The sequence below is a fragment of the Rhodococcus sp. OK302 genome (genome assembly GCF_002245895.1).
Taxonomy (GTDB): domain Bacteria; phylum Actinomycetota; class Actinomycetes; order Mycobacteriales; family Mycobacteriaceae; genus Rhodococcus_F.
Map to the genome: position 1 here is coordinate 4,920,165 of NZ_NPJZ01000001.1, position 22,717 is coordinate 4,942,881.

The following is a 22,717-nucleotide window of genomic DNA, read 5'->3' on the forward strand; positions in this document are numbered from 1 at the left end:
TGTGACTCAAACTCTCGACGCCTTCCCCGTAGTTCTCTTCGATCTCGACGGCACCATCACCGACTCGGCGCCCGGCATTCACGCCGGATTTCGGCACGCCCTCGCTGCCGTCGGACACCCGGAGCCGACGGACGAGATGCTCGCCGCCGTCATCGGACCACCGATGATCGACACCTTCCGGTCGCTGGGAATGACAAATACCGAGGTAGAGACTGCGATCAACACCTACATCGAGCGCTACGACGCCGTCGGCTGGAGTGAGAACTCCGTATTCGACGGTATGGACGAGGTCCTCGCGCGCGCCAAGGCCAACGGGACTCGCTTGGGCGTCGCGACGTCGAAGTCCGAGCGGTTTGCCATCCGCATCCTGGAGCACTTCGGCCTCGCCGAGCACTTCGAGTTCATCGGTGGCGCGAGCAACGACGGCGTCCGTCGCGCCAAGCCCGATGTGATTGCGCACTCACTGACCTCACTCGGGCTCACCCCGGTGACAGCGGCCGACGGCGGCACTCCGGACGTCCTGATGATCGGCGATCGAGACCACGACGTTCTCGGCGCAGCCAAGTTCGGAATACCCACACTGTTTGTCGAATGGGGCTACGGCCACACATCCGAAGCCCGCGACGCTCATCGCTCCGTCGCGTCGACAACCGAATTGGGAGGACTCCTCGATGGCCGCGTCTGAACCCCTCCACGTCACGTTTGTCTGCACAGGAAACATCTGCCGCTCACCCATGGCGGAGAAGATCCTTCTCGGACATCTGCAGCGCGAAGGACTCGACGATCGGGTCCGTGTGAGCAGCGCCGGGATCGAGAACTGGCACAGCGGCAAGGAAGCTGACGAGCGCACCAACATCGTGCTCCGAGCGGCAAACTATCCGACCGGGCACAGCGCCGCGCAGGTCGACCCGGACCATCTCTCTGCCGACCTCGTCGTCCCCCTCGACACCGGCCACGACCGTGAGCTTGCACATCTCGGCGTCCCGACCGAGCGTCGACGCCTCCTGCGTTCTTTCGACCGCGACGCGGACGGGAGTTCGGTGCCCGACCCCTATTACGGCGACTTCGACGGCTTCGAATTGGTCCGAGATCAGATCGAAGCGGCGATTCCCGACATCCTGGTCTGGATCCGAGAACGGCTGTAATCGCCGGAGCGAATTCACTCACCAATCGAGAACGGATACCGTAGTAGTCGTGCGAAGACTCAAATTCATGTTGCGGCCCGGTTGGTTGGTACTGGCAGCTGTGGTCGGCATCTTCGCTTACCTCTGCTTCACGGTGCTGGCGCCGTGGCAACTCGGCAAGAACACCACCACCGAGCATCGCAATGATCTGATCTCCAATTCCATCAACGCGGAGACTGTGCCCGTCGGCGAGATCATTGCCGACGGAACCATCGCTCCCGACGACGAGTGGCGAAACATCACGGCCACCGGGTCATACCAACCCGATGCCGATATCCTGGTTCGCCTCCAGTCCATCGAGGGCGCCCCGTCGTACGAGGTGCTGACACCGTTCGTGCTGACCGACGGTCGAACAATCCTGGTCAATCGCGGTTACGTACGCCCGATCAACGGCGCCGAGGCACCTCCGATCGCGGCCCCGCCGACAGATCCCGTCACCTTGAACGGTCGTGTTCGTCTCTCCGAAGGCACAGCACCCGGCCGAGTTCCGATGTTCGAAGACGGAGCGAAACAGGTCTACTCGATCGACGCCAGACCGATCGGCGAGTTCATCGGCACCGACCTCGTCGACGCGTACATCCAGCTCGAGCCCGATCAGCCGGGCGGCCTGGGCACCATCCCACTCCCCCAACTCGATGCCGGTCCGTACCTCTCCTACGGCTTCCAGTGGCTCGCGTTCGGCATCATGGCACCGCTCGGACTCGCCTACTTCATTCGGGCCGAATGGCGTGAGCGCCGCAAGGAGAAGGCACTGGCCGAGGCCGGGACAACTCCCGACGATGTGACAGCCGGGACAACTCCCGACGACGCGACCCCCGAAGCAACTCCAGCACCGGCCCGAAGTAGTCGGCTCCGCAAGCCCGAGCCCGTGTCAGTGCCGCGAACGGCGAAGGAAGCCAGACTTGCCGACCGCTACGGCAATTCCCGCTGACACTGCTGCCGCACCGATCTGAACTACCGAGGACAGCCTCGACGCCCGACGTAAATCCGTCGGCGTCGGGGCTGGCCCGTTTCCGAGTACCGGGCGTTGTTCGACGCCATGCGCGTACTGCGTGCGACCACCGAGCGAAATCCCCAAAGCACCCGCCGCGCTGGCTTCCGCGACCCCCGCGTTAGGACTCGGATGCGCAGACGCGTCGCGTCGCCAAGCCTGTATCGACTCCCGTGGCGAACCTCCGACCCGCGGCGCCGACGCGACCGTGAGGACGCCCGTCAACCGGGCCGGCGCGATGTTCACCAGATCGTCGAACCTGGCGGCAGCCCACCCGAAGTTTCGGTACTTCTCCGACCGATAGCCGATCATCGCGTCGAGGGTGTTTGCAGCGCGATAGACGAACAGGCCCGGAACTCCCGCGACAGCACCCCAGAACAATGCGCCGACTGTGGCGTCGGAGGTGTTCTCGGCAACGGATTCGAGTGCTGCTCTCGTGAGCCCTTCCTCGTCGAGTACCGACGGATCGCGACCGCAGAGCGACGGAAGCAGCTCACGCGCAGCGGTGAGGTCTCCGGTCGTACGCGAGGTCTCCAGCCGGACCGCCATGTCGTTTCCGGTCCGGGCGAGCGACGTCCCGCCCAGCACGGCCCACGTTGCCGCGGCCGTCACGCCGACATCGGACAGCCACCCGGCTCGAACCGCAACTCGGCTGCTCACGGTGCCCAGCGCCGCAACCCCGGCAATCAGCACCGCGACGTGGGCAACTCCGGCGATCTTGTTGTCGCGGTACAAAACCTGCTGTAGCGCAGCAGCGCTCGTCCCGAAACCGGCGACGGGGTGAAATCGTGCCGGGTCCGCGAAGCAACGGTCGGCGGCAAAGCCGAGCAACAGGCCGGCGGCGCGTGCAGTGGCAGGCGAACGGTACTTCGAATTGTTGAGCACGTGACAGTTCTATCAAGCTTGACCTGTCGGTCGAACAGAGGACTGTGACGGCCCTAGTCGTCGTGTTTAGCTGATTCGGTTCTACGTCCACAACCGAATGAGCCTCGGAGACTTTCATGAACTTCATCGTCGGAAAAGTGTGGCCGTACGTCTTCAATCTCCCGGTCATCGCCGCTGTGGTGCTTGCGGTGAGCCTGCTGGTCTACGGGACCAGCTCACGCAGTGATGTCTGCGACGCTTTCAAAGACTTGCGTACCGACATCAATACCTCCGCGTACACCGGCGACATCGCGGTGAACAACAGCATCGACAAACTCGTGCGCCTTGCCAAGAACTACTCCGACAGTGACGCGATACAGCAAGACGGCAAAGACCTCGAGGATGTCCACGAGGAGACCTACTACGTCGACGAGGTCGTGGACGCCACACGGCATATCGCGTCGACGTGCGGAATCTCGCTCGTGTACTGACAAATCCTGATATTCGCTCGACGGATTGGAGCATCCCCATCGTGGACAGCATCAAACGACACATCACCGCCCCGCTTCCCGGCGCGATCGGATTCTGCGTTCTCCTGGTCGCCGCGATCATCTCGTGGACGGCATCGGCAGCCACGTGGCCCGGATTCCTCATTCTGCTGTGTGCCTTGCTGTACGGACTCTCGTTGGCTACCGGCGGACCACTGTTGGAGAACCTCCCCGCCACATTCACACGAATGGTCCCCATTGTGGGGGCCGTCCGCTCGGACCTTGCGAACCCTGCCGTCGCTTCGACCGATCCCGACACCGTCGCGGCCTCCGATCCAGGAACCGATCAGACGGTACTCATGCAGTTGGCGTGGGCCCACCCGCACCTTCGACCGCTTGTCGCTCGAAATCCTGCCGCGTACCCCGCATTGCTCGATTGGTTAGCCGCACTGGGCGATCCGGCCGTCAACGAGGCCCTTCGACAACGACCACAGCAGCAACAGTTCTGACGACAGTTCTGACCACAGTTCCGACTACAGTTCCGACGACGAGGAGCACTCATGAATCAGCCGAACTCCATTGCGATCGCGCCCGGTGAAGTAGTCAGGTTCTCCGAACAGTTCTGCCCCAACATGATTCTCACCCACCTCACGACAACCGTCACACTGACCGACAAGCGAATCATCGTCCGACGCCCCAACACTCTCTTCGGAATCATCCCGATGGGCTACAACGAACACGCGAGCCCGATCGGCCATATCGCGCAGGTCAGTGCGGGCGAATCGTTTTCGAGCAAAATGCTCGCCGGCGGTGCGATGAGCACTCTCTTCGCGTTGTACGCGTTCATCATGCCCACCCCAATCGGGGTACTCATCGGACTGGTTCTACTCGCCATCGCGATTGTGTTGTTCCTCAAAGCGCACAGCTTGGCTTTCGTGATCCGCAATTCCGGCGCCGGCACCCTTGTCGCCCAGGCCGCAAAGTCGGAGCGGAACAAGGTCGCCTACGCCCAGGCCGCTATCCGCGATCTCCTGTTCGGTGACGGAACCGCCCCGCCGATGCCGCCCGCTCCCTCGTTCCCGAACGCTGCACCTTTGCAAGGCACTGCACCCGCTCCGCGATTCACCGCCGAGCAGGCATCGAACCCGAATACGTCGCAAGCAGTGCTGTCCCAGATCGCCGAACACGAGCCGTCATTGCGAGTACTGGTCGCGGCAAACCCGAATTGCTATCCCGGACTGATCACCTGGTTGCGCGCGATCGACGATCCGGACATCAACCGCGCGTTGTCTTCCAGGGTTTCGGTCTGACGGACCAGGAGGCCACGTCATGACAATTCCACCGCCACCGCCACCGCCGCCTCCCCCACCCCCGCAACCCAGCCCACCACCACTACCGTCTGCAGCTCCACCCGTCGATCAGACGATTCCAGTTCGGTTGCAAAAGAATTCACCGACGTCGACGGGCCAAGCCCCTCCGGATCCGTACACACAACCGGCGCCCTACACACAACCCTCACCATTCCCTCAGCCCTCCCCGTCTGGCAGACCCCCGCAATACGCACAGCCGTCGGCCCCCAATCGGCCGCCTGCGACTGCACAGCCAACGCGCAACCGGCAGACCCCGATACTGATTGCGGCCGGCGCTGTGACGCTGATCGTCGTACTGGCGCTCGGCGCATTTTTCGGCATTAACCACTTTCGGCAAAACAACAGCGACAGTGGAAATTACGAAGCCGCCGCTGCAGACAAGGTCTCCAGTTCCGACGCCAGCGACAGTTCCGTCACCCGATGCGGGAGCCCACCGACGTTCACTCCGACAAAAATCGTGACCGACTCCGGCGCGCTGGCAGTGACGATGAAGATCACGGCGACCTGTCCAACCGGCGATGTCCTCGCATCGAGTCGAACTCGAGTATCAGTGAGCGCGTCAGGTGCGAATGTGGCGTCCGGTTACTTCAACTTCTCGTCCACCCCGATATTTGTGCCGCGCACGGATACCGGCGGACAGATCTACACCGAACAGATCCTCCGATTTCCGATCGGCGCATTCTGGCGGACTCCCGAGTCGTTGCCGTCGCCCTCCGCATCGACATTTGTCGTCGAAAGCGAGCAATCCGGGACCGCCGGAGCACAGTCCGGCGAATTCCTTTCACGGAGCACATCATTCAACGCAACCGCACCGGCGCCTCCGGCAACCGGCGACGCCGAACAAGCCAGCTACAACGCCCTTCGTGCAATCGCCGATGCCGACAGACCAGTAGTTTTGAGCCAACTTGGAGAAAAGTGGGTCCCACAGATCAGCTCGAAGCGACTCGGACTGGTTGCTGACGGCGTCACCTGGAACAACACCGAGATGCTGCGTGAACATCTCGAACTCAGACTGCGGTACCCGAACGTCAAACTGCTGTGGTCGGGCGAATGGAGTGTGTTCAGTTCCAAGGATTTCTGGATCACGGTGGCCGGCGTGACGTATTCGGATTCGGCCGATGCCAACCGGTGGTGCAGCACCAACGGACTATCCGCAGACCATTGTTTTGCGAAGCTGATAAGCGCCACCCATCCGATCGAGGGCAGCACCGCAAGTCGATAGCGGATGTCGCGTCCCCGCGGGGACGCGGCGATGGTGCCAGATTTCGATTAGCGTCGTTTGCTGATCCGGATCGATTAAACGCGACGTAAGTACGATCGTCGCGGATGTAGCGGGGCGTAGTTGAATGGAAGCTTCTACGTCCCACTGCTACGACTACTCATAATAATTCATTCAAACACAGGACAGACCACTCCTTATCCTCGATCTAGGCTTGCTCTCTCGCTGCGTAAAAAAATGAGGAGCGCCATGACATACTCGACCAACGGCCAGAGCACTCCCCCTGCTGATGGAAACCGCACCCTTCTAGTTTCCATTGCAATATTCAGCGCCATAACGGCACTAGTGGTTGTCGGATTCGGCGTCAATTGGGTGTACTCAACGTGGAAATCGAATCAAATAATCGACACGCTCGTCGGCTTAAGCGACCCAAATTCGACTAGCGATCTCGAAGGTTCATGGTCAGGAATCGCCATATACACTTCTGGTACTGAGGTCACATTGGATGCCTCAATATCAAAATCGTCGCCAATTTCAGGTTCGTTCACATTTGGCGGAGAAGTTCGATGTGTTGTATCGCTTTCTGAGACCAGCAGGGAGTACGGGACAATCTACGTCGACACGAAAGCGGTGGGTTCGTCTAGCGATTGCGCACAGTCTAGCGAGTGGGCAATCACCTTGACCGGAAACACGATGACCGGAAAAATGAACTGGTCAACAACCCCAACCTTGGAAGGAATGACTTTATCAATCCACAAGAACAGCTAACATAGTCGGATTCTGCATGTAGACGAAGTGAGCCAGGCCGTAGATCATTGCTGCGATGGCCAACCCGATGAAGATCAGCCCGATAAGGCCAAAGAGACTGCACCGGATGATGATCGGCCGACCACCCACTGTCATCAATGTTCGACAATCACGAAATTTGGTCACTAGGACTTCAAGGCAGGATTTCCAAGTTTTCCAACCTATGAGCGAGTATGTCCAAGTTCATCAAAACCGACCAAACTACCTTTAGAATCCGAACGACGCTCGATGGGAGCGCGACAAATGCGTGAGAGAAAGACGGTCCATCGAGTGACGTTTCCACCCAGCCAGCCGAATGGTCAGCCCGAGTACGAGCCGGGCTCACCCGAATACTGGCGCTCACAGCAGAACCTTCCGCATCCGTCGTTGCCGATTCCGCCGCACTACCAACAGCAAAACTTCGGCGGCCCACCGCAATCACCACCGCCTGTCCCACCGACAACCCGATCTCCAATGCCAGACAACTTCAAACCAAATCTGATCGCATCCGTGTGGGCATGTGTCGGCATCGTCGTTGGCAGCCTCGGGCCATGGATGACCTTCTTCAAATTGAGCAAGGCTGGTGTTGACGAAGCCGGCGTAGTCACAATCGTCCTCGCCTTGTGTGCTGGTGTCGCACTAGTCACGCTTCTCTCGCGCGGGGTCACTCCCGACGTGAAGAATCACAGGATCGGCCCATTGGTCGGGCTCGCAGTCGCGGTCATCGCTGGGTGGAATGCTGCGGACATACTGCAACGCACTACCGACATCCTAGGAACATCCATCGGCCCGTCTGTTGGATGGGGACTCTGGATGGTTGGAATTTCCGGGGTCGTCTTGCTTATTACATCATCGACCGTCGGGCAACTGATCAGAGCGCACGCAAAGGATTAGACAGCTGAGAATCTGATCTCAGCGTGAAATCGATCCGGCGCTTCATCCTGCACGTCAGACAGCCGAGTCGGCCCCAATCGACACCTCACCTATGTTGTCCGTGCGCTTTTCCTCGCACTTTGTTCGACGTTCAGACGGAACCCGCTCCTTATACCGCTGCCATTCGTGCGCACAGTCCGTCTGCTGCGGCTTAACGTCCAACGCGACCCGTAAACTGCTCCTTTGCGATTGCGGCCTGTAGGCGCTCTCTATGGAGGCTCTTCGAGGTTGTTCAGGGTGATCGCTGCGGTTGAGATGCCGGCGGGTTCAACCGTGGATGGTTCACGCCCATTCATCGGTAACGTCAAGCTCGCGAAGATCAAGTCGGGCGGAGCCTTCGGACGCCCGATGTACCCCGGACTACCTAGCTGATCGCTAGAAGGCCGCGTGCGAGCGTACTGGCGGGTCTGTGATCAATCTGCACGACGAACGGCATACGTGCGCGACCCTGATGATTCTCAACGGCGTCCCGATCCCGACTGCCTCAGCGTGGCTGGGTATGCGACCGCATCGTTCACGATGGCGCGATGCCCATGACCGGGCTAATCCGCTTACAGCGGCATCGGCCATGCTGACGGGGGATGGTGACATACAACGGGAACCAACAAAGTGGTAGGCGCACAAAGCGATTCAGGGATAGATGTGTTGCCGCTGCGATCAGTGACAACACTCAACTCCGAAGTGCGGGCGAAACCTAGTGTGGACAGAATGTGGATAGAAGGCGAGGAAGCTGCCGCCGATCGGGCACAGAAAAAAGCCGCGGCCCGCATGTAAATGCGGACCGGGACTTTCATTCGGTGTGTGCGGAGGGTTTCGAGCCCTATTCCCGAGTTGTCCGGACTGTCTGGTATGTATTTGCAGGCAATACATCGACAATTTGAAGAGGACCCCCGTGACGTACCCCCCGCAGAATCCAAACGAACACCAGCAGCCTTACGGTCAGCAGCCACAATTCCAAGCACCCATCCAGCCAAAGCCGAAAAAGAAATGGCCCTGGATCGTTGGTGGCGTCGTCGTACTGCTCGTCATCGTCGGGATGGTCGGTGGCGGCGATAAAGACAAAGAAGACAAGGCAGCTGCAACGGTCACCACATCCGTAGCTGTCGCTCCTCTCGCACCAAAGGCAACCACCACCAAGGCTGCAGCACCGACCACCACCACGGTCGAACCCGTCGTAGTCGCAGAAGTGACGCTCCCCGATGTCGCGGGACAGAACGGCGCCATCGTCCTGGACAAGCTGAAGAAGCTGGGCCTCACAAACGTCACCACCGCATCCGCGGATCTGAAAGACACGGTGGTGCTGTTGGCTGCAAACTGGACAGTAGTCAGTATCGAACCCGCGCCGGGCACCATCGTCGCCGGCGACGATCTTGTTGTCGTCACCATGACTAAGCAGTAACGCCCTCGAACCCCTTGCCTGAAAGGCACACAATTCTATGAAGGCAATTGCTCGTTCCGCGGTTCTTTCGATTGCGACGGCAACCTCTGCTTACTGTGGGTTTCGCAATGCCTGCCACTGCTGCAGTCGTACCGACTGAAGTGAATCTCTCCGCAGCCTCGGTGCGGAATGCCGTAACGATCAAGATTGACAACACGTCGAGCAATTGGATTCAGTGCACCTGGGTGGCGAATCGGGACACTGCACCCGCGTATACATACGCGGGTTACATGAACATTCAGCCGAAGAGCGTCGGCACCAATGACCGCGAAATTGCCGATGGAAATTACAACGTCATGTGGAAATGCGCCATCGCCGAAGGCGAACTTGGCCCACAAGGGCAATGGGGCACCCCCGGAATGGCGTGCCCATCGACGCATGAGGAATACCCATTCGAGGTCGGCGCACGAGCAACCGGATCGACCGGATCAGTCTCGTTCGGCTTCGGAAGCTGACACAAAGGCCCCACCAAACGGTGGGGCCTTCTGCTTTTCAGATGTAGAAGCTGGCGCGATAATCGGCCCGGTTATTTCTTCCAGACGTAGTCGATGCGTTCGTCATCGAGCCCGCCTGGGCCTCGGCGTTCGGAGGGCTTCACGGTCACGTCGTCGAGAAGAATGGATACGACGTCATGTTGTTGGCGGGGGCCGGCCTGTCCCCACCATTCGACGATCGCCGACGGGGCTGGGCTTCGCTGGGGTGAAGCGACCGGTAGACGGGTCTCTGAATTGAATCTGCTTAGGCGTCGAGCGACTATCGGCGAGAACGCGGTCGAAGTCGGAAACCAGATTGTTGTGGGAACCGCCGAGGGCCACAAACGTCGAACAGTTCCACTTCCCAAATTCCTTGTTCCGTATCTCGCGCGCCAGTGCGAGCGGAAGGATCGTGACGATCTTCTGTTCCCCGGAGAGGATGGCGGGTACCTCGGACGGCCACACACGACGAGCGGCTGGTTCGACAAGGCAGTCGCTGCTGCCGGGGTTCCTCGTGTGACTCCGCACGATCTGAGGCATACCGCGGCTTCACCGTCGGTGAGTGTCGGCGCAAACGTGAAAGCGATCCAGAAGATGCTGGGCACGCGTCGGCTGCGATGACCCTGGATGTGTACGCCGATCTGTTTGACGACGACCTGGAGGTCGTTGCCACGGCGCTCAGAGAGTCGCAGAGGAACCTGATGTGGGCAGAAGGCGAGGAAGTCGCCGCCGATCGGGCATAGAAAAAGCCCCGGCCCGCATTTACATGCGAACCGGGGCTTTGTCTTTCGGTGGGCGCGGAGGGTTTCGAACCCCCGACCGCTGGTGTGTAAAACCAGAGCTCTACCACTGAGCTACACGCCCGAACTCCCGGCGAGAACCTCACCGGGAGTGCTCTAAGACTCTAACGCAGCGATGGCGTTTGCCCAAAGCCCGTGGTCACGGGCCTCTCCGGGACCATTCATCTCAGCGAAACGGACGATGCCGTCTTTGTCGATGACAAATGTTCCACGGTTCGCGAAGCCCAACTTGTCGTTGAACACGCCGTACTTCTGCGCAACGTCACCGTGCGGCCAGAAATCAGCCAACAACGGGAAGGTGTAGCCCTGCTCGGCCGACCAGATCTTGTGTGTCGGCGAAGCACCGACGGAGATAGCCAGGATTGCGGTGTCGTCGTTTTCGAACGTCGGCAGTTCGTCACGAACCTTGCAAAGCTCACCCTGGCAGGTGCCGGTGAAGGCCAACGGGTAGAAGACGAGCAGAACGTTCTTCTTGCCACGGAAGTCGGAAAGAGAGACTTCCTGGTTGTTCTGATCCTTCAATGTGAATTCCGGTGCCTGGGCACCAACTTCGATAGGCATGAGCGATTCCTTATCTGGACAGTGCATCGGAAACAAAAAATGCGCCGGAAACTGAAAATGCATCGGACGTCGCGCCTGCGCCGTCCGATGCACTACTGCTTACAGAAGAAGTCCTGGTCAGCGCTTGCCGGCCGGACGAGCCTTCGGTTGAACGAGTCGGCTGGCCGACCAATCACCGAGGTTCGCGGCCGAAGTCTGAGTCAAGCCGGCTGTAGGTGCAGATTCAGCGATCTCACTGGGCTCGACGTGACCGTCGAGGCCTGTCTTGGGGGTGAGAATCCAGACAAAACCTTCGTCTGCGAGAGGACCGATGGCATCCATCAGGGCGTCGACAAGATCTCCGTCTTCGTCGCGCCACCAGAGCAGCACGACATCGATGACCTCGTCCGAGTCCTCGTCGAGCATTTCCCCGCCGATGGTTTCCTCAACCGCGGCACGAATGCCGTCGTCGGTATCCTCGTCCCAGCCCAGTTCCTGCACCACCATGTCGGCAGTAATCCCTAGTTTCTGAGCGTAGTTCTGGGCATCCGCCGCGGCGACCACGGTGAGGTCCTCCTTTTGTTGATGGCGTGCGGAGTCCCCGCACACCTAACGTTTGTTGTTCGGTTAGGGAAAGCGAACAGGGTCAGAGGCGTTAGCGCAAGCCGACCACGCCGAAAACTTTTGCCAATCATCGCCTTCTGACACTCCCGAAACCTTACGCCTTCGAATCTGCGCAGGTCACAAGGCTCCACATTCGCTGCGGATCGAATCTCGAATCGAATTATTTGTATCGGTGATCGAGTTGATTTCAGAGGCCGAGTGACTACGTTCGACGACTCGGGCCGTCTCACTCAAGCTGTCGGCAAGGTCCACGAACAATCCGGACAGCTCCGATGGGAGGTCTCCGGCAACGTCATTGAGCCACGACGCCATCTCGTCGGCCGACGACACGGCAGCGCGCCCTTTGGCCTTGACGTCGGAGGCATCGTTGTTATTCGCATCGATGTACACGTTGAACGTAGCTACGTCGTCCTTCGAGCGAATCATCATCTCTTCACAAATCGCAAAGGCGTTCTCCGCTGCGGCCGCAGCTGCCTTCGACGACGAGACAGCTACCACCGACGACGTCACTTCTGCCTGATAGTCGGCAGCCTGAGCCGCGTTGGGCTTCGGTGATCCTTCGACACTGCCTGAACAGCCGACAATCGCTACCGATCCCACTGCCACAGCTCCGAGTGCGAGGGCGAGTGCGCTACGTCGGGCCCTGCCCCCACTCTTATTCGGTCCCACGATCCGCCTCCCCTGGAAAACTACTGGCGCCACAATCACAGTCGCCACAAACCACTGTCGCTGACAACCCGCAATTGCAGCAACTCACGGGGCCCGCTAGCCCTGTTTGCTACCGGCGACTGTCGCGGGCAGGGGGCGAACTGAAAAATGCTACCCGACGGTAACCAGGGCCACAGTGTGCCGGGCCGAACGAGATGGTGAAAGATTAGGTACGCGCCATATTCGTCATGGAAGTGGATCGGACCTAACAAGGTCTCGGTCACCTACGTAAGGACGCCCAACCATGCGTCCCTAACCCCACTGAGGAGCACACGTTGTCCGACCTGATCCAGGGTCCATCGTCCGAGCCGAACTCCGAATCCGGGGGATCAGGTTCTCCGTCCACCACGCCCGGAACGGATGGCCGAGTACGCGTCATCCGTGAAGGCGTTGCGTCGTACCTTCCGGATATCGACCCCGACGAGACCACCGAATGGCTCGAGTCGTTCGACGGACTCCTGGACCGGTCCGGCCCCACCCGCGCCCGCTATCTGATGCTGCGGATGCTCGAACGCGCCGGCGAGAAGCATGTTGCACTGCCCGCGCTGACATCGACCGACTACGTCAACACCATCCCCACCGAGAACGAGCCCTGGTTCCCCGGTGACGAGGATGTGGAGCGTCGTTACCGCGCCATGATCCGCTGGAATGCCGCCATCATGGTGCACCGCGCGCAGCGTCCGGGCGTCGGCGTCGGCGGCCACATCTCGACTTACGCGTCCTCCGCGGCGCTGTACGAGGTCGGCTTCAACCACTTCTTCCGCGGCAAGGAACACCCGGGCGGCGGCGACCACATCTTCATCCAGGGTCACGCCTCCCCCGGCATCTACGCCCGCGCATTCCTCGAGGGCCGCATCCCGGCCGAGCAGATGGACGGGTTCCGTCAGGAGAAGAGCCACGCTGATTTCGGCGGCGGACTCCCCTCGTACCCGCACCCTCGTTTGCTCCCCGATTTCTGGGAGTTCCCGACGGTATCCATGGGGTTGGGCCCGATGAATGCCATCTACCAGGCGCGATACAACCACTACCTCAATGATCGCGGCATCAAGGACACCACCGATCAGCATGTGTGGGCGTTCCTCGGCGACGGCGAAATGGACGAACCCGAGTCGCGCGGTCTCGCTCACGTGGCGGCCACCGAAGGCCTCGACAACCTGACGTTCGTCGTCAACTGCAACCTGCAGCGCCTCGACGGACCGGTGCGCGGCAACGGAAAGATCATCCAGGAGTTGGAGTCGTTCTTCCGCGGCGCCGGCTGGAATGTCATCAAGGTCGTGTGGGGCCGTGAGTGGGATTCACTGCTTCACGCCGACAAGGACGGCGCGCTCGTCAATCTGATGAACGTGACACCGGATGGCGATTTCCAGACGTACAAGGCTAACGACGGCGCGTTTGTTCGTGATCACTTCTTCGGTCGCGATCCGCGCACGAAGGATCTGGTCAAGGACCTGACCGATCAGGAAATCTGGAACCTCAAGCGCGGTGGCCACGACTACCGCAAGGTTCACGCCGCCTACGCCGCGGCGATGGCGCACAAGGGCCAGCCGACGGTCATCCTTGCGCACACCATCAAGGGCTACACGCTGGGCAAGGGCTTCGAGGCGCGCAATGCGACGCACCAGATGAAGAAGCTGACGTTGCAGGATCTCAAGGATTTCCGCGACTCCACCCGTATGCCGATCACGGACGCACAGCTCGAAGCGGACCCGTACCTGCCTCCGTACTACCACCCCGGCAATGACTCACCGGAGATCCAGTACATGCTGGCTCGTCGTAAGGCTCTGGGCGGATTCCTGCCGTCCCGTAATACGGACGCCGCTCCGCTCAAGCTGCCCGACGACAAGACGTACGACGTCATCCGCAAGGGCTCGGGTAAGCAGCAAGTGGCCACCACCATGGCCATCGTCCGCATCCTCAAGGAACTGCTGCGCGACAAGGAGATCGGCAAGCGCATCGTGCCGATCATCCCCGACGAGGCCCGCACGTTCGGTATGGACTCGTGGTTCCCGTCGCTCAAGATCTACAACCGCAACGGACAGCTCTACACGTCCGTCGACGCCGACCTGATGCTTGCCTACAAGGAAAGCTCGGTCGGTCAGATCCTGCACGAGGGCATCAACGAAGCGGGTTCGACGGCGTCGTTCACCGCGGTCGGCACGTCGTATGCCACGCACGGTGAGCCGATGATCCCGCTGTACATCTTCTACTCGATGTTCGGTTTCCAGCGCACCGGCGACGGCCTGTGGGCAGCTGCCGACCAGATGGCTCGTGGATTCGTTCTCGGCGCAACAGCCGGCCGAACCACGTTGACCGGTGAAGGTTTGCAGCACGCCGACGGTCACTCGCTTCTCCTGGCGTCGACCAACCCGGCAGCGGTCACTTACGACGCGGCGTTCTCCTACGAGCTCGCTCACATCGTCAAGGACGGTCTGCGTCGTATGTACGGCGGTACGGAAGGCGTGGCCGGTTTCGGCGGCGAGAACATCTTCTACTACCTCACCATCTACAACGAGCCGTATGTTCAGCCGGCCGAACCTGCCGGATTGGATGTCGAGGGTCTGCTCAAGGGCATCTACCTCTACAAGACGTCCGACTCAGCAGGTCCGAAGGCGCAGATCTTGGTTTCCGGCGTGGCAATGCCGGAAGGTCTGCGGGCTCAGCAGATGCTGGCCGACGAGTGGGGTGTCTCCGCAGACATCTGGTCGGTCACGTCGTGGGGCGAATTGCGCCGCGAGGGTGTCGAGTGCGAGCGTCAGGCTCTGCTCAACCCGGCCGAGGACGCACCGATTCCCTTTGTCACCACCGCGTTGTCGGCGGCACAGGGTCCCCTCGTTGCTGCATCCGACTGGATGCGGGCAGTTCCCGATCAGATCCGCCAGTGGGTACCGGGCGACTTCACCACGCTCGGCACTGACGGCTTCGGATTCTCGGACACACGCACCGCGGCTCGTCGTTTCTTCAACGTCGATGCCGAGTCCATCACCGTCGCAGTTCTGAACGGGCTCGCGAAGGAAGGCTCGATCGATCGCACCCAGGCCGTGGAGGCTGCGGCGCGTTACCGCATCGACGACGTGAACGCTGCACCCGAGCAGACCGGGGACACCGGTAGCGCGTAAGTTTCACCGCTCGAACTACCAGCGCCCATCGCTGCGGGTGTTCGCGAGGCATCCATAGCCTCGCGACATCCACAGCGATGGGCGTAAGTTTTGCAGCATGCACGAACCTGATTCCCCTAAATCTGGAGTCGCAGCAACCGAAGCCGGCTTGCCTGAAGTCGGGGTACGGAGAATTCGTCCGTCTACTTCCGGTTTGCAGGCTTCGCTTTCCAAGCGTCGCCAAGTTCGTGATCCACTGCCGGACGCATTGCTGCGCCGCGTGAAGCAGTTTTCCGGCCGTTTGGCCACTGAGGCTGTGACAGTGATGGAAGAGGAACTTCCATTCTTCGACAGTCTCGACGCGTCCCAACGCGCCGACGTTCAGCTGATGGTGCAGACGTCGGTGGTGAATTTCCTGGAGTGGCTCAAGCAGTTGGATTCGGAGATCAGCTTCGGGTACGAGTCTTTTCCGGTCATCCCCCAAGATTTGGCACGCCGACTCACTCTGCGACAGACCGTCGACATGGTTCGAGTCGCGATGGAATTCTTCGAGAAGTGGCTGCCGGCGTTGGCTCGCAATGACCAGCAACTCATCGCTTTGACAGAAGCGGTCCTGAGATACGGCCGGGAACTCGGATTCGCGGCCGCGACGGTGTACGCGAGCGCTGCCGAATCACGTGGCGCTCTGGATACTCGTCTGGAGGCGCTGGTTGTCGACGCCGTTGTCCGGGGCGATACCGGTTCGGACATGCTTTCGCGAGCAGCAACTCTCAATTGGAACGCAACAGCTCCTGCCACCGTCATCGTCGGGTCGCCGCCGCCGGATGAACGGGTATCGGTCGCTGGAAATGTTCACGCCACTGCGGCAACTCATGGTCGCGCCGTGCTCGCTGTCGTTCAGGGAAGTCGCCTCGTGATGATTGTCAGTGGCGACGTGAGCAGCAAATCCGAGGAGAGTGAGTTCATTCAGGATCTGTTGAAGAACTTCGCCGACGGACCTGTGGTGATCGGCCCGACCACTCCGACGTTGAGCGATGCACATTTCAGTGCATCCGAGGCGCTGGCCGGGATCAAGGCTGTCGTCGGGTGGCGCGCTGCTCCACGCCCCGTTTTTGCGACGGAACTACTGCCCGAACGCGCACTGCTGGGCGACCAGGCCGCCGTTGATGCCCTGCAGGATCATCTCGTCACGCCATTGGCTGCGAGCGGCACCGTCTTGACCGACACTTTGGACACCTATCTCGACTGTGGAGGTGCGGTTGAGACTTGTGCACGTCAGCTGTTTGTTCATCCAAATACCGTTCGGTATCGACTCAAAAGAATTACCGAGGTGACCGGTCGGGATCCTACGAATCCACGCGATGCTTACGTATTGCGTATAGCAGCTACCGTGGGCCGATTGACGCAAATCGATAACAAAGTGGACAAATTGGTAACTTCGGTCACAACCTTCACAATGTGACGAACCGGGATGTAACTCTTCGGCGTCCAATTCCGATAGCGGACCGCGACGTGGGAATTTGTAGGAAACCTACAAAACGCGCAAGCAGAGTTCATCGCGACCGACATCTCGCAGGCGGCTCCGCACAGTGTTCTCTTAGTAAGTGATTTCGTTGCTCGCCCCAGGACAGGGCTCTCAGACACCCGGCATGCTCAGCCCATGGTTGACGCTGCCCGGCGCGCAAGACCGTCTTGAACTGTGGTCGAAAGCCGCGGGCTTGGACCTCGTCCGTCTTGGCACTACCGCAACAGCCGAAGAGATCACCGATACATCGGTCACTCAGCCGCTCGTCGTAGCAGCTGCCCTCCTCGCTTACGAGGAAATCGAATCACGGGGCCTGCTCGGCTCCGACGTGATCGCAGCCGGTCACTCTGTGGGCGAACTCGCCGCAGCCGCGATCGCCGGCGTCATTTCCGCTGACGATGCCGTCGCACTCGCCGCCGTTCGCGGTGCCGAGATGGCCAAGGCCTGCGCCCTCGAACCGACGGGTATGTCCGCAGTCCTCGGCGGCGACGAAGCTGAAGTTCTGGCACGCATCGAGGAACTCGGCCTAGAGGCAGCCAACCGCAATGCCGCTGGTCAGATCGTCGCAGCAGGTCTACTCACTGCTCTGGCAGAACTCGCGACCAACGCACCCGCCAAGGCCCGGGTACGCGCACTTCCCGTCGCCGGCGCGTTCCACACGCGGTTCATGGCTCCGGCTCAGGACGCCGTCGCAGCCGCTGCCGCCAAGATCACGCCTTCCGATCCGACACGGACTTTGCTCTCCAACTCGGACGGATTGCCGGTCACCTCCGGTGCCGATGCACTTTCCAAACTTGCTGCTCAGGTTACCCGCCCCGTCCGCTGGGAACTCTGCTCCGCATCGCTGCGGTCTGCCGAAGTCACCATGGTCGTGGAGTTGCCGCCTGCTGGAGCCCTCGTCGGTATCGCCAAACGTGAAATGCGTGGCACGCCGACGTTGGCCCTCAAGAACCCGGAGGATATCTCCGAACTGCCCGGACAGCCGTAGTCCGAGCGCTCCACCCACGTTCAGCTTCCGAACGCTGAACGTGGCGCACTACCTCAATCGATCAAGAAGGGAGCCACACCAGTGGCCCACACTCAGGAAGAAATCATCGCGGAACTCGGCCAGATCGTAGAGGAGGTCACCGGTATCGAGCCTTCCGAGGTCACCGCTGACAAGTCCTTCGTGGACGACCTCGATATTGACTCCCTGTCCATGGTCGAGATCGCTGTCCAGACCGAAGACAAGTACGGCGTCAAGGTTCCGGATGAGGATCTTGCAGGCCTGCGCACCGTCGGCGACATCGTTGCCTACATTCAGAAGCTCGAAGCCGAAGGCGCCGAAGCCAAGAACGCAGAGTGAGCCGACCGTGACTTCCGCTTCTACCCGCAGGGGGAAATTTCCCGACATCGTAGTCACGAGCCTCGCGACTTCGACGTCGGTAGCTGGTGATGTGGATGGCACGTGGAAGGCACTGCTCGCCGGCGAAAGCGGCATCGGAGTCCTCGACGACCCGTTCATCGAAGAATTCGACCTTCCGATTCGCATCGGCGGGCACCTCAAAGTTTCACCGGACGAGGGCCTCTCGCGAGTTGAAATCCGACGGATGAGCTGGGTCGAGCGACTCGCGCTCACCCTCGGCCGCACAGTGTGGAGCAATGCCGGTAGTCCCGAGGTCGATCAGGACCGCCTCGCGGTTGTCATCGGCACCGGACTCGGCGGCGGCGACACACTGATCAATGCCGTCGACAAGCTCCGTGAGGGCGGATACCGCAAGGTGTCTCCGTTCGCGGTGCAGATGGTCATGCCGAACGGGCCGGCTGCGACGGTGGGACTGGAGCTCGGCGCCCGGGGTGGCGTCATCACTCCCGTCTCCGCCTGCTCGTCCGGTTCCGAAGCTATCGCTCACGCTCACCGCATGCTGGTCATGGGTGACGTGGACATGGTGGTGGCCGGCGGTGTCGAGAGTTTCATCGACGCCGTTCCCATCGCAAGCTTTGCCATGATGCGCGCGATGAGCACCAACAACGAGAACCCGACTGCGGCTTCACGTCCGTTCGACAAGGACCGCGACGGTTTTGTGTTCGGTGAGGCTGGCGCTCTGATGATCCTCGAAACCGAGGAACATGCCAAGGCACGCGGGGCTACGATTCATGCCCGCCTGTTGGGCACCGGAATCACCTCCGACGGCTATCACATCGTGGCACCACATCCCGAAGGGCTGGGCGCGGCGCGAGCGATGACTCGCGCGATCGAGATGGCCGGTCTGACCAAGTCGGATATCAAGCACATCAATGCTCATGCCACTGCGACGCCGATCGGCGACATCGCAGAGGCTGCAGCAATCAATGCCGCAGTGGGCACTCACGCTGCGGTGTACGGACCGAAATCCGCGCTGGGACATTCGATCGGCGCTGTCGGCGCACTCGAATCCGTCCTGACGGTTCTGGCTGTGCGCGACGGAATCATTCCGCCGACGCTCAATCTCGACAACCAGGATCCAGAGATCGATCTCGATGTCGTCAAGGGCGAAGCCCGAACCGGCAGCTTCGATTTCGCACTGAACAACTCGTTCGGTTTCGGTGGGCACAATGTTGCGCTCGCTTTCGGCCGGGCATAGCCAGTCGTTGTACCTGTCCGCGGGTGACGCCAAAGAACACAGCGTCGCCCGCGGGCACACCGATCGGCAATTAACCCGAAGGCACGTAATTGAAGGAGGACGCGATGACCATTCTGGCCCCCGTGACAAAGTCCGAATCGTCGACAGACCCACGCGATCCCCTTGCGCGCCTGGAGAATCTGTTCGATCCGGGAACTACCGTTCCTCTCCACCCTCGTGACAAATCCGGTGTACTCGCGGCATCCGGAATGATCGACGGTATTCGCACCATCGCCTACTGCTCGGATGCCACCGTCATGGGCGGCGCTATGGGTGTCGATGGGTGCAAGCATCTTGTCAGCGCGATCAATACCGCCATCGACGAGCAGACTCCCATCGTGGGCCTCTGGCATTCCGGTGGCGCCCGCCTGGCCGAGGGCGTCGAAGCCCTCCATGCCGTCGGACTTGTTTTCGAGGCGATGGTCCGCGCGTCGGGCCTTGTCCCCCAAATCTCTGTAGTTCTGGGCTTTGCCGCCGGCGGAGCCGCCTACGGTCCCGCACTGACCGACGTGGTCATCATGGCGCCCGAAGGTCGTGTTTTTGTCACCGGCCCCGACGTCGTACGTAGCGTCACCGGCGAACAGGTCGACATGATCTCGCTCGGCGGACCCGACACCCACACAAAGAAGTCCGGTGTCGCACACATTGCCGCGCACGACGAGTCCGATGCCCTGCACCGCGCCCGACGACTCGTCTCCATGCTCTGCGAGCAGGGCACGTTCGATCAGCGTGCTGCCGAACTCGGCGATTCCGATCTGCGGGCCATGATGCCGGCGTCGGCGAAACGCGCCTACGACGTGCGGCCGATCGTCCACGAACTACTCGACAACGTCGAGGGCGAGTCGAGTTTCGAAGAGCTGCAAGGAAATTACGCCCGCAGCATCGTGACCGGATTCGGCCGGATGGCGGGCCGCACTGTCGGCGTCATCGCCAACAATCCGCTTCGTCTGGGCGGATGCCTCAATTCCGAGAGTGCGGAGAAGTCGGCACGATTCGTGCGCTTGTGCAACGCATTCGGAGTTCCGCTGGTGGTTGTCGTTGATGTCCCCGGCTACCTGCCGGGTGTGTCGATGGAATGGGAAGGCGTCGTCCGACGGGGCGCGAAACTGTTGCACGCCTTCGCCGAAGCCACCGTTCCCCGCGTCACCGTGGTGACCCGAAAGATCTACGGCGGGGCCTACATCGCGATGAATTCTCGTGCACTCGGCGCAACGGCCGTATTCGCGTGGCCGAATTCCGAAGTTGCTGTCATGGGAGCCAAGGCCGCTGTGGGGATCCTGCACAAGCGTGCCCTGGCCGCCACACCCGACGACGAGCGTGAGGCCTTGCACGATCGACTCGCAGCCGAGCACGAAGCCATTGCCGGTGGCGTGGATCGGGCCGTCGAAATCGGTGTGGTCGACCGGGAAATCGATCCCGCCAAGACTCGCAGTATCGTCACGGCGGCTCTTGCTGCGGCACCGAACGTACGCGGAACCCACAAGAACATTCCGTTGTGAGAAACGTGGAGGGCGGGCCGCTGATCAGCGGCCCGCCCTCCACGTTCACATCAGCTCACTCGACGGTGTAGCCACATCACTTCTGCGCCCTCACCGGAGCTTCGGTACGGTTCCAACTCTTCATCCCAGGGCGCGCCCATCGCGCGATCGATCTCGGCCACGATGTCGCCGCCCGCTTTCATGATGGATCTCAGTCGCATCTCGCCGACCATCACATCACCGTTTGCACTGGTGGAACCCCGCCACAGCCCGAGCCCGGGTACATGGCTGTAGCGTTCGCCGTCCACCCCGCAGCTTGCATCCTCGGTGACCTCGAATCTGAGCATCGGCCACACGCGCAACGAATCAACCAGTCTTGCACCGGTTCCGACGGGACCGGACCAATCCGTTGTTGCACGAAGCAGTCCGTTGTCTGCCGGCTGAGAAGTCCATCTCAGCTTGGCAGGACTCGCCAACGTGGCGGACAAAGCCCAGTCCACGTGCGGGCATAACGCAGCGGGTGACGAGTGGATGTAGACCACACCAGCCGTCAGATCCGCGAGGTGATTCGATTGCACACGAGCCTCCTGCTTCGACGAGGGACGTCTTCCCCAACGACCTCTGCCGAGTTTGTGAAGCAGGCTCGATTGAACAGTGTGCCTGTGTTGCCTGTGTTGCGCTAGTGAAACGGGAGAAAATTGTTACCTATTTGTCTGCTATTTCCCCGCTATTACGTGATCGGACACCTCGGTCCATAACGGCTTGGCCCAGTCCCCAAATGGTCGATCGGTAAGAACGACGCACGCCGTGTCGATACTCGGATCAACCCACAAGAAGGTTCCCGACTGGCCGAAGTGACCGTAGGTAGCCTCGGAGTTCTCCAGACCGGTCCAGTGCGGATTCTTGTGACCGCGGATCTCGAAACCCAAACCCCAGTCATTGGGGCGCTGGGAGCCGTATCCCGGCAAAATTCCGTTCAAGCCGGGAAACTGGACCGAAGTCGCCGCTTTGTGCGTCTGCGGCGAAATCAGCGTCGGAGCGAGTAGCTCTGCAGCGAACTTCGACAGATCCTCGGCTGACGCCTGGGCTCCGTGCCCCGCAGGCCCCACCAATTCTGCGGTGCGCATCTGCAACGGTTCAAAGACGGCCTCGGCTAGATAGTCGGCAAAAGGTATCGACGTCTCGCTCTCGATCAATTCGGCGAGCACCTCGAACCCCGCACTCGAATAGATGCGCTTCGACGCGACGGGCGCCTGGACCTTCCGCTCCCCGAACGCCAATCCCGACGCGTGCGCGAGCAGATGGCGAACGGTGGAACCATCGGGACCTGCCGGCTGATCAAGCTCGACAGCACCTTCTTCGACGGCAACAAGAATTGCGTACGCACACAACAGTTTTGTCACCGACGCCAACGGAAAGACCCGATGCTGATCGCCGTGGAACGCACGAAAGCGGCCGCCCTCGTCGGAATTCTTTCCCGAGAGAACGACCGCTGCCGCATGGTCGACGGGCCACTGATCGATTACGTCAAGACTGTGCACTCGATCAGACTACTGGCC

General features: G+C 60.8%; 23 protein-coding genes and 1 tRNA gene. 17 read left to right on the top strand and 7 right to left on the bottom strand.

Annotated elements, in window-relative coordinates; translation table 11 throughout:
- The first annotated feature begins 1 nt into the window (after position 1).
- From BDB13_RS22545 to BDB13_RS22555, 3 genes are read left to right on the top strand one after another with little or no spacing between them, the layout of a single operon-like run.
- On the top strand, positions 2-685 hold the full coding sequence (locus tag BDB13_RS22545; protein ID WP_094273782.1) for an HAD-IA family hydrolase: 684 nt from the start codon (positions 2-4) through the stop codon (positions 683-685).
- On the top strand, positions 672-1,145 hold the full coding sequence (locus BDB13_RS22550) for a low molecular weight protein-tyrosine-phosphatase (protein WP_094273783.1): 474 nt from the start codon (positions 672-674) through the stop codon (positions 1,143-1,145). Before BDB13_RS22545 ends, BDB13_RS22550 begins: the two co-directional genes overlap by 14 nt.
- 49 nt (positions 1,146-1,194) lie before the next feature.
- Positions 1,195-2,115, top strand: coding sequence for an SURF1 family cytochrome oxidase biogenesis protein (locus BDB13_RS22555; RefSeq protein WP_094273784.1), 921 nt, complete (start codon positions 1,195-1,197; stop codon positions 2,113-2,115).
- Here BDB13_RS22555 and BDB13_RS22560 read toward each other — a convergent pair.
- Positions 2,056-3,060: a cobalamin biosynthesis protein gene (locus BDB13_RS22560; RefSeq protein ID WP_094273785.1), complete on the bottom strand. Its 1,005-nt coding sequence runs from the start codon at positions 3,058-3,060 to the stop codon at positions 2,056-2,058. The two genes, BDB13_RS22555 and BDB13_RS22560, sit on opposite strands and share 60 nt — an antisense overlap.
- Positions 3,061-3,176: 116 nt before the next feature.
- Here BDB13_RS22560 and BDB13_RS22565 point away from each other — a divergent pair, with 116 nt between their 5' ends.
- From BDB13_RS22565 to BDB13_RS22605, 8 genes are all read left to right on the top strand, one after another.
- Complete coding sequence (locus tag BDB13_RS22565; protein WP_094273786.1) at positions 3,177-3,530, top strand: hypothetical protein; 354 nt, start codon at positions 3,177-3,179, stop codon at positions 3,528-3,530.
- Positions 3,506-4,036, top strand: a complete 531-nt coding sequence (locus tag BDB13_RS22570; protein WP_141210678.1) for a variant leucine-rich repeat-containing protein — start codon at positions 3,506-3,508, stop codon at positions 4,034-4,036. The genes BDB13_RS22565 and BDB13_RS22570 overlap by 25 nt, the downstream gene beginning before the upstream one ends.
- A gap of 51 nt (positions 4,037-4,087) precedes the next feature.
- Entirely contained in the window at positions 4,088-4,837 is a 750-nt protein-coding gene (locus tag BDB13_RS22575) for a variant leucine-rich repeat-containing protein (protein ID WP_094273788.1), read from the top strand.
- Positions 4,838-5,174: 337 nt separating this feature from the next.
- Positions 5,175-6,119 carry a hypothetical protein gene (locus BDB13_RS22585; protein ID WP_094273790.1) on the top strand — a complete coding sequence of 315 codons (945 nt, stop codon included), beginning with the start codon at positions 5,175-5,177 and terminating at the stop codon, positions 6,117-6,119.
- A 246-nt stretch (positions 6,120-6,365) separates the two neighbouring features.
- On the top strand, positions 6,366-6,884 hold the full coding sequence (locus BDB13_RS31745; RefSeq protein ID WP_141210679.1) for a hypothetical protein: 519 nt from the start codon (positions 6,366-6,368) through the stop codon (positions 6,882-6,884).
- A 1,843-nt stretch (positions 6,885-8,727) separates the two neighbouring features.
- Positions 8,728-9,234: a PASTA domain-containing protein gene (locus BDB13_RS32255; protein ID WP_176459654.1), complete on the top strand. Its 507-nt coding sequence runs from the start codon at positions 8,728-8,730 to the stop codon at positions 9,232-9,234.
- Between the two features lie 107 nt (positions 9,235-9,341).
- On the top strand, positions 9,342-9,728 hold the full coding sequence (locus tag BDB13_RS22600) for a hypothetical protein (protein WP_141210680.1): 387 nt from the start codon (positions 9,342-9,344) through the stop codon (positions 9,726-9,728).
- Between the two features lie 273 nt (positions 9,729-10,001).
- Positions 10,002-10,367 (top strand): tyrosine-type recombinase/integrase, encoded by a 366-nt coding sequence (locus tag BDB13_RS22605; RefSeq protein WP_369597459.1) that lies wholly within the window; start codon positions 10,002-10,004, stop codon positions 10,365-10,367.
- A 171-nt stretch (positions 10,368-10,538) separates the two neighbouring features.
- Here the strand turns inward: BDB13_RS22605 and BDB13_RS22610 are convergent.
- The 4 genes from BDB13_RS22610 to BDB13_RS33100 all read right to left on the bottom strand — a co-directional run bounded on the left by BDB13_RS22610 (position 10,539) and on the right by BDB13_RS33100 (position 12,379).
- A tRNA-Val gene (locus tag BDB13_RS22610) sits at positions 10,539-10,610 on the bottom strand.
- 32 nt (positions 10,611-10,642) lie between these two features.
- Entirely contained in the window at positions 10,643-11,107 is a 465-nt protein-coding gene (locus BDB13_RS22615; RefSeq protein WP_094275119.1) for a peroxiredoxin, read from the bottom strand.
- 117 nt (positions 11,108-11,224) lie between these two features.
- Complete coding sequence (locus BDB13_RS22620) at positions 11,225-11,650, bottom strand: DUF3052 domain-containing protein (RefSeq protein WP_094275120.1); 426 nt, start codon at positions 11,648-11,650, stop codon at positions 11,225-11,227.
- Positions 11,651-11,827: 177 nt separating this feature from the next.
- On the bottom strand, positions 11,828-12,379 hold the full coding sequence (locus tag BDB13_RS33100) for a hypothetical protein (protein ID WP_254922924.1): 552 nt from the start codon (positions 12,377-12,379) through the stop codon (positions 11,828-11,830).
- Positions 12,380-12,693: 314 nt separating this feature from the next.
- Between BDB13_RS33100 and aceE the strand changes: the two genes are divergently transcribed.
- The 6 genes from aceE to BDB13_RS22660 all read left to right on the top strand — a co-directional run bounded on the left by aceE (position 12,694) and on the right by BDB13_RS22660 (position 21,179).
- Positions 12,694-15,534: a pyruvate dehydrogenase (acetyl-transferring), homodimeric type gene (gene aceE, locus BDB13_RS22635; protein ID WP_094273793.1), complete on the top strand. Its 2,841-nt coding sequence runs from the start codon at positions 12,694-12,696 to the stop codon at positions 15,532-15,534.
- Between the two features lie 97 nt (positions 15,535-15,631).
- A complete protein-coding gene (locus tag BDB13_RS22640; protein ID WP_094273794.1) occupies positions 15,632-16,975 on the top strand; it encodes a PucR family transcriptional regulator in 1,344 nt (447 codons plus the stop codon).
- A 142-nt stretch (positions 16,976-17,117) separates the two neighbouring features.
- Positions 17,118-18,026, top strand: coding sequence for an ACP S-malonyltransferase (locus BDB13_RS22645; RefSeq protein ID WP_094273795.1), 909 nt, complete (start codon positions 17,118-17,120; stop codon positions 18,024-18,026).
- 81 nt (positions 18,027-18,107) lie between these two features.
- Complete coding sequence (gene acpM, locus BDB13_RS22650) at positions 18,108-18,383, top strand: meromycolate extension acyl carrier protein AcpM (RefSeq protein WP_033233096.1); 276 nt, start codon at positions 18,108-18,110, stop codon at positions 18,381-18,383.
- A gap of 7 nt (positions 18,384-18,390) precedes the next feature.
- Positions 18,391-19,641, top strand: coding sequence for a KasA/KasB family beta-ketoacyl-ACP synthase (locus BDB13_RS22655; protein ID WP_094273796.1), 1,251 nt, complete (start codon positions 18,391-18,393; stop codon positions 19,639-19,641).
- A gap of 104 nt (positions 19,642-19,745) precedes the next feature.
- Positions 19,746-21,179, top strand: coding sequence for an acyl-CoA carboxylase subunit beta (locus BDB13_RS22660; RefSeq protein WP_094273797.1), 1,434 nt, complete (start codon positions 19,746-19,748; stop codon positions 21,177-21,179).
- 50 nt (positions 21,180-21,229) lie between these two features.
- On the opposite strand, the gene BDB13_RS22665 is transcribed toward BDB13_RS22660, so the two are convergent.
- Together BDB13_RS22665 and BDB13_RS22670 are read right to left on the bottom strand one after the other, a co-directional pair.
- Positions 21,230-21,736, bottom strand: a complete 507-nt coding sequence (locus BDB13_RS22665; protein ID WP_094273798.1) for a DUF3145 domain-containing protein — start codon at positions 21,734-21,736, stop codon at positions 21,230-21,232.
- A 138-nt stretch (positions 21,737-21,874) separates the two neighbouring features.
- On the bottom strand, positions 21,875-22,699 hold the full coding sequence (locus tag BDB13_RS22670) for a serine hydrolase domain-containing protein (RefSeq protein WP_094273799.1): 825 nt from the start codon (positions 22,697-22,699) through the stop codon (positions 21,875-21,877).
- Positions 22,700-22,717 lie beyond the last annotated feature (18 nt).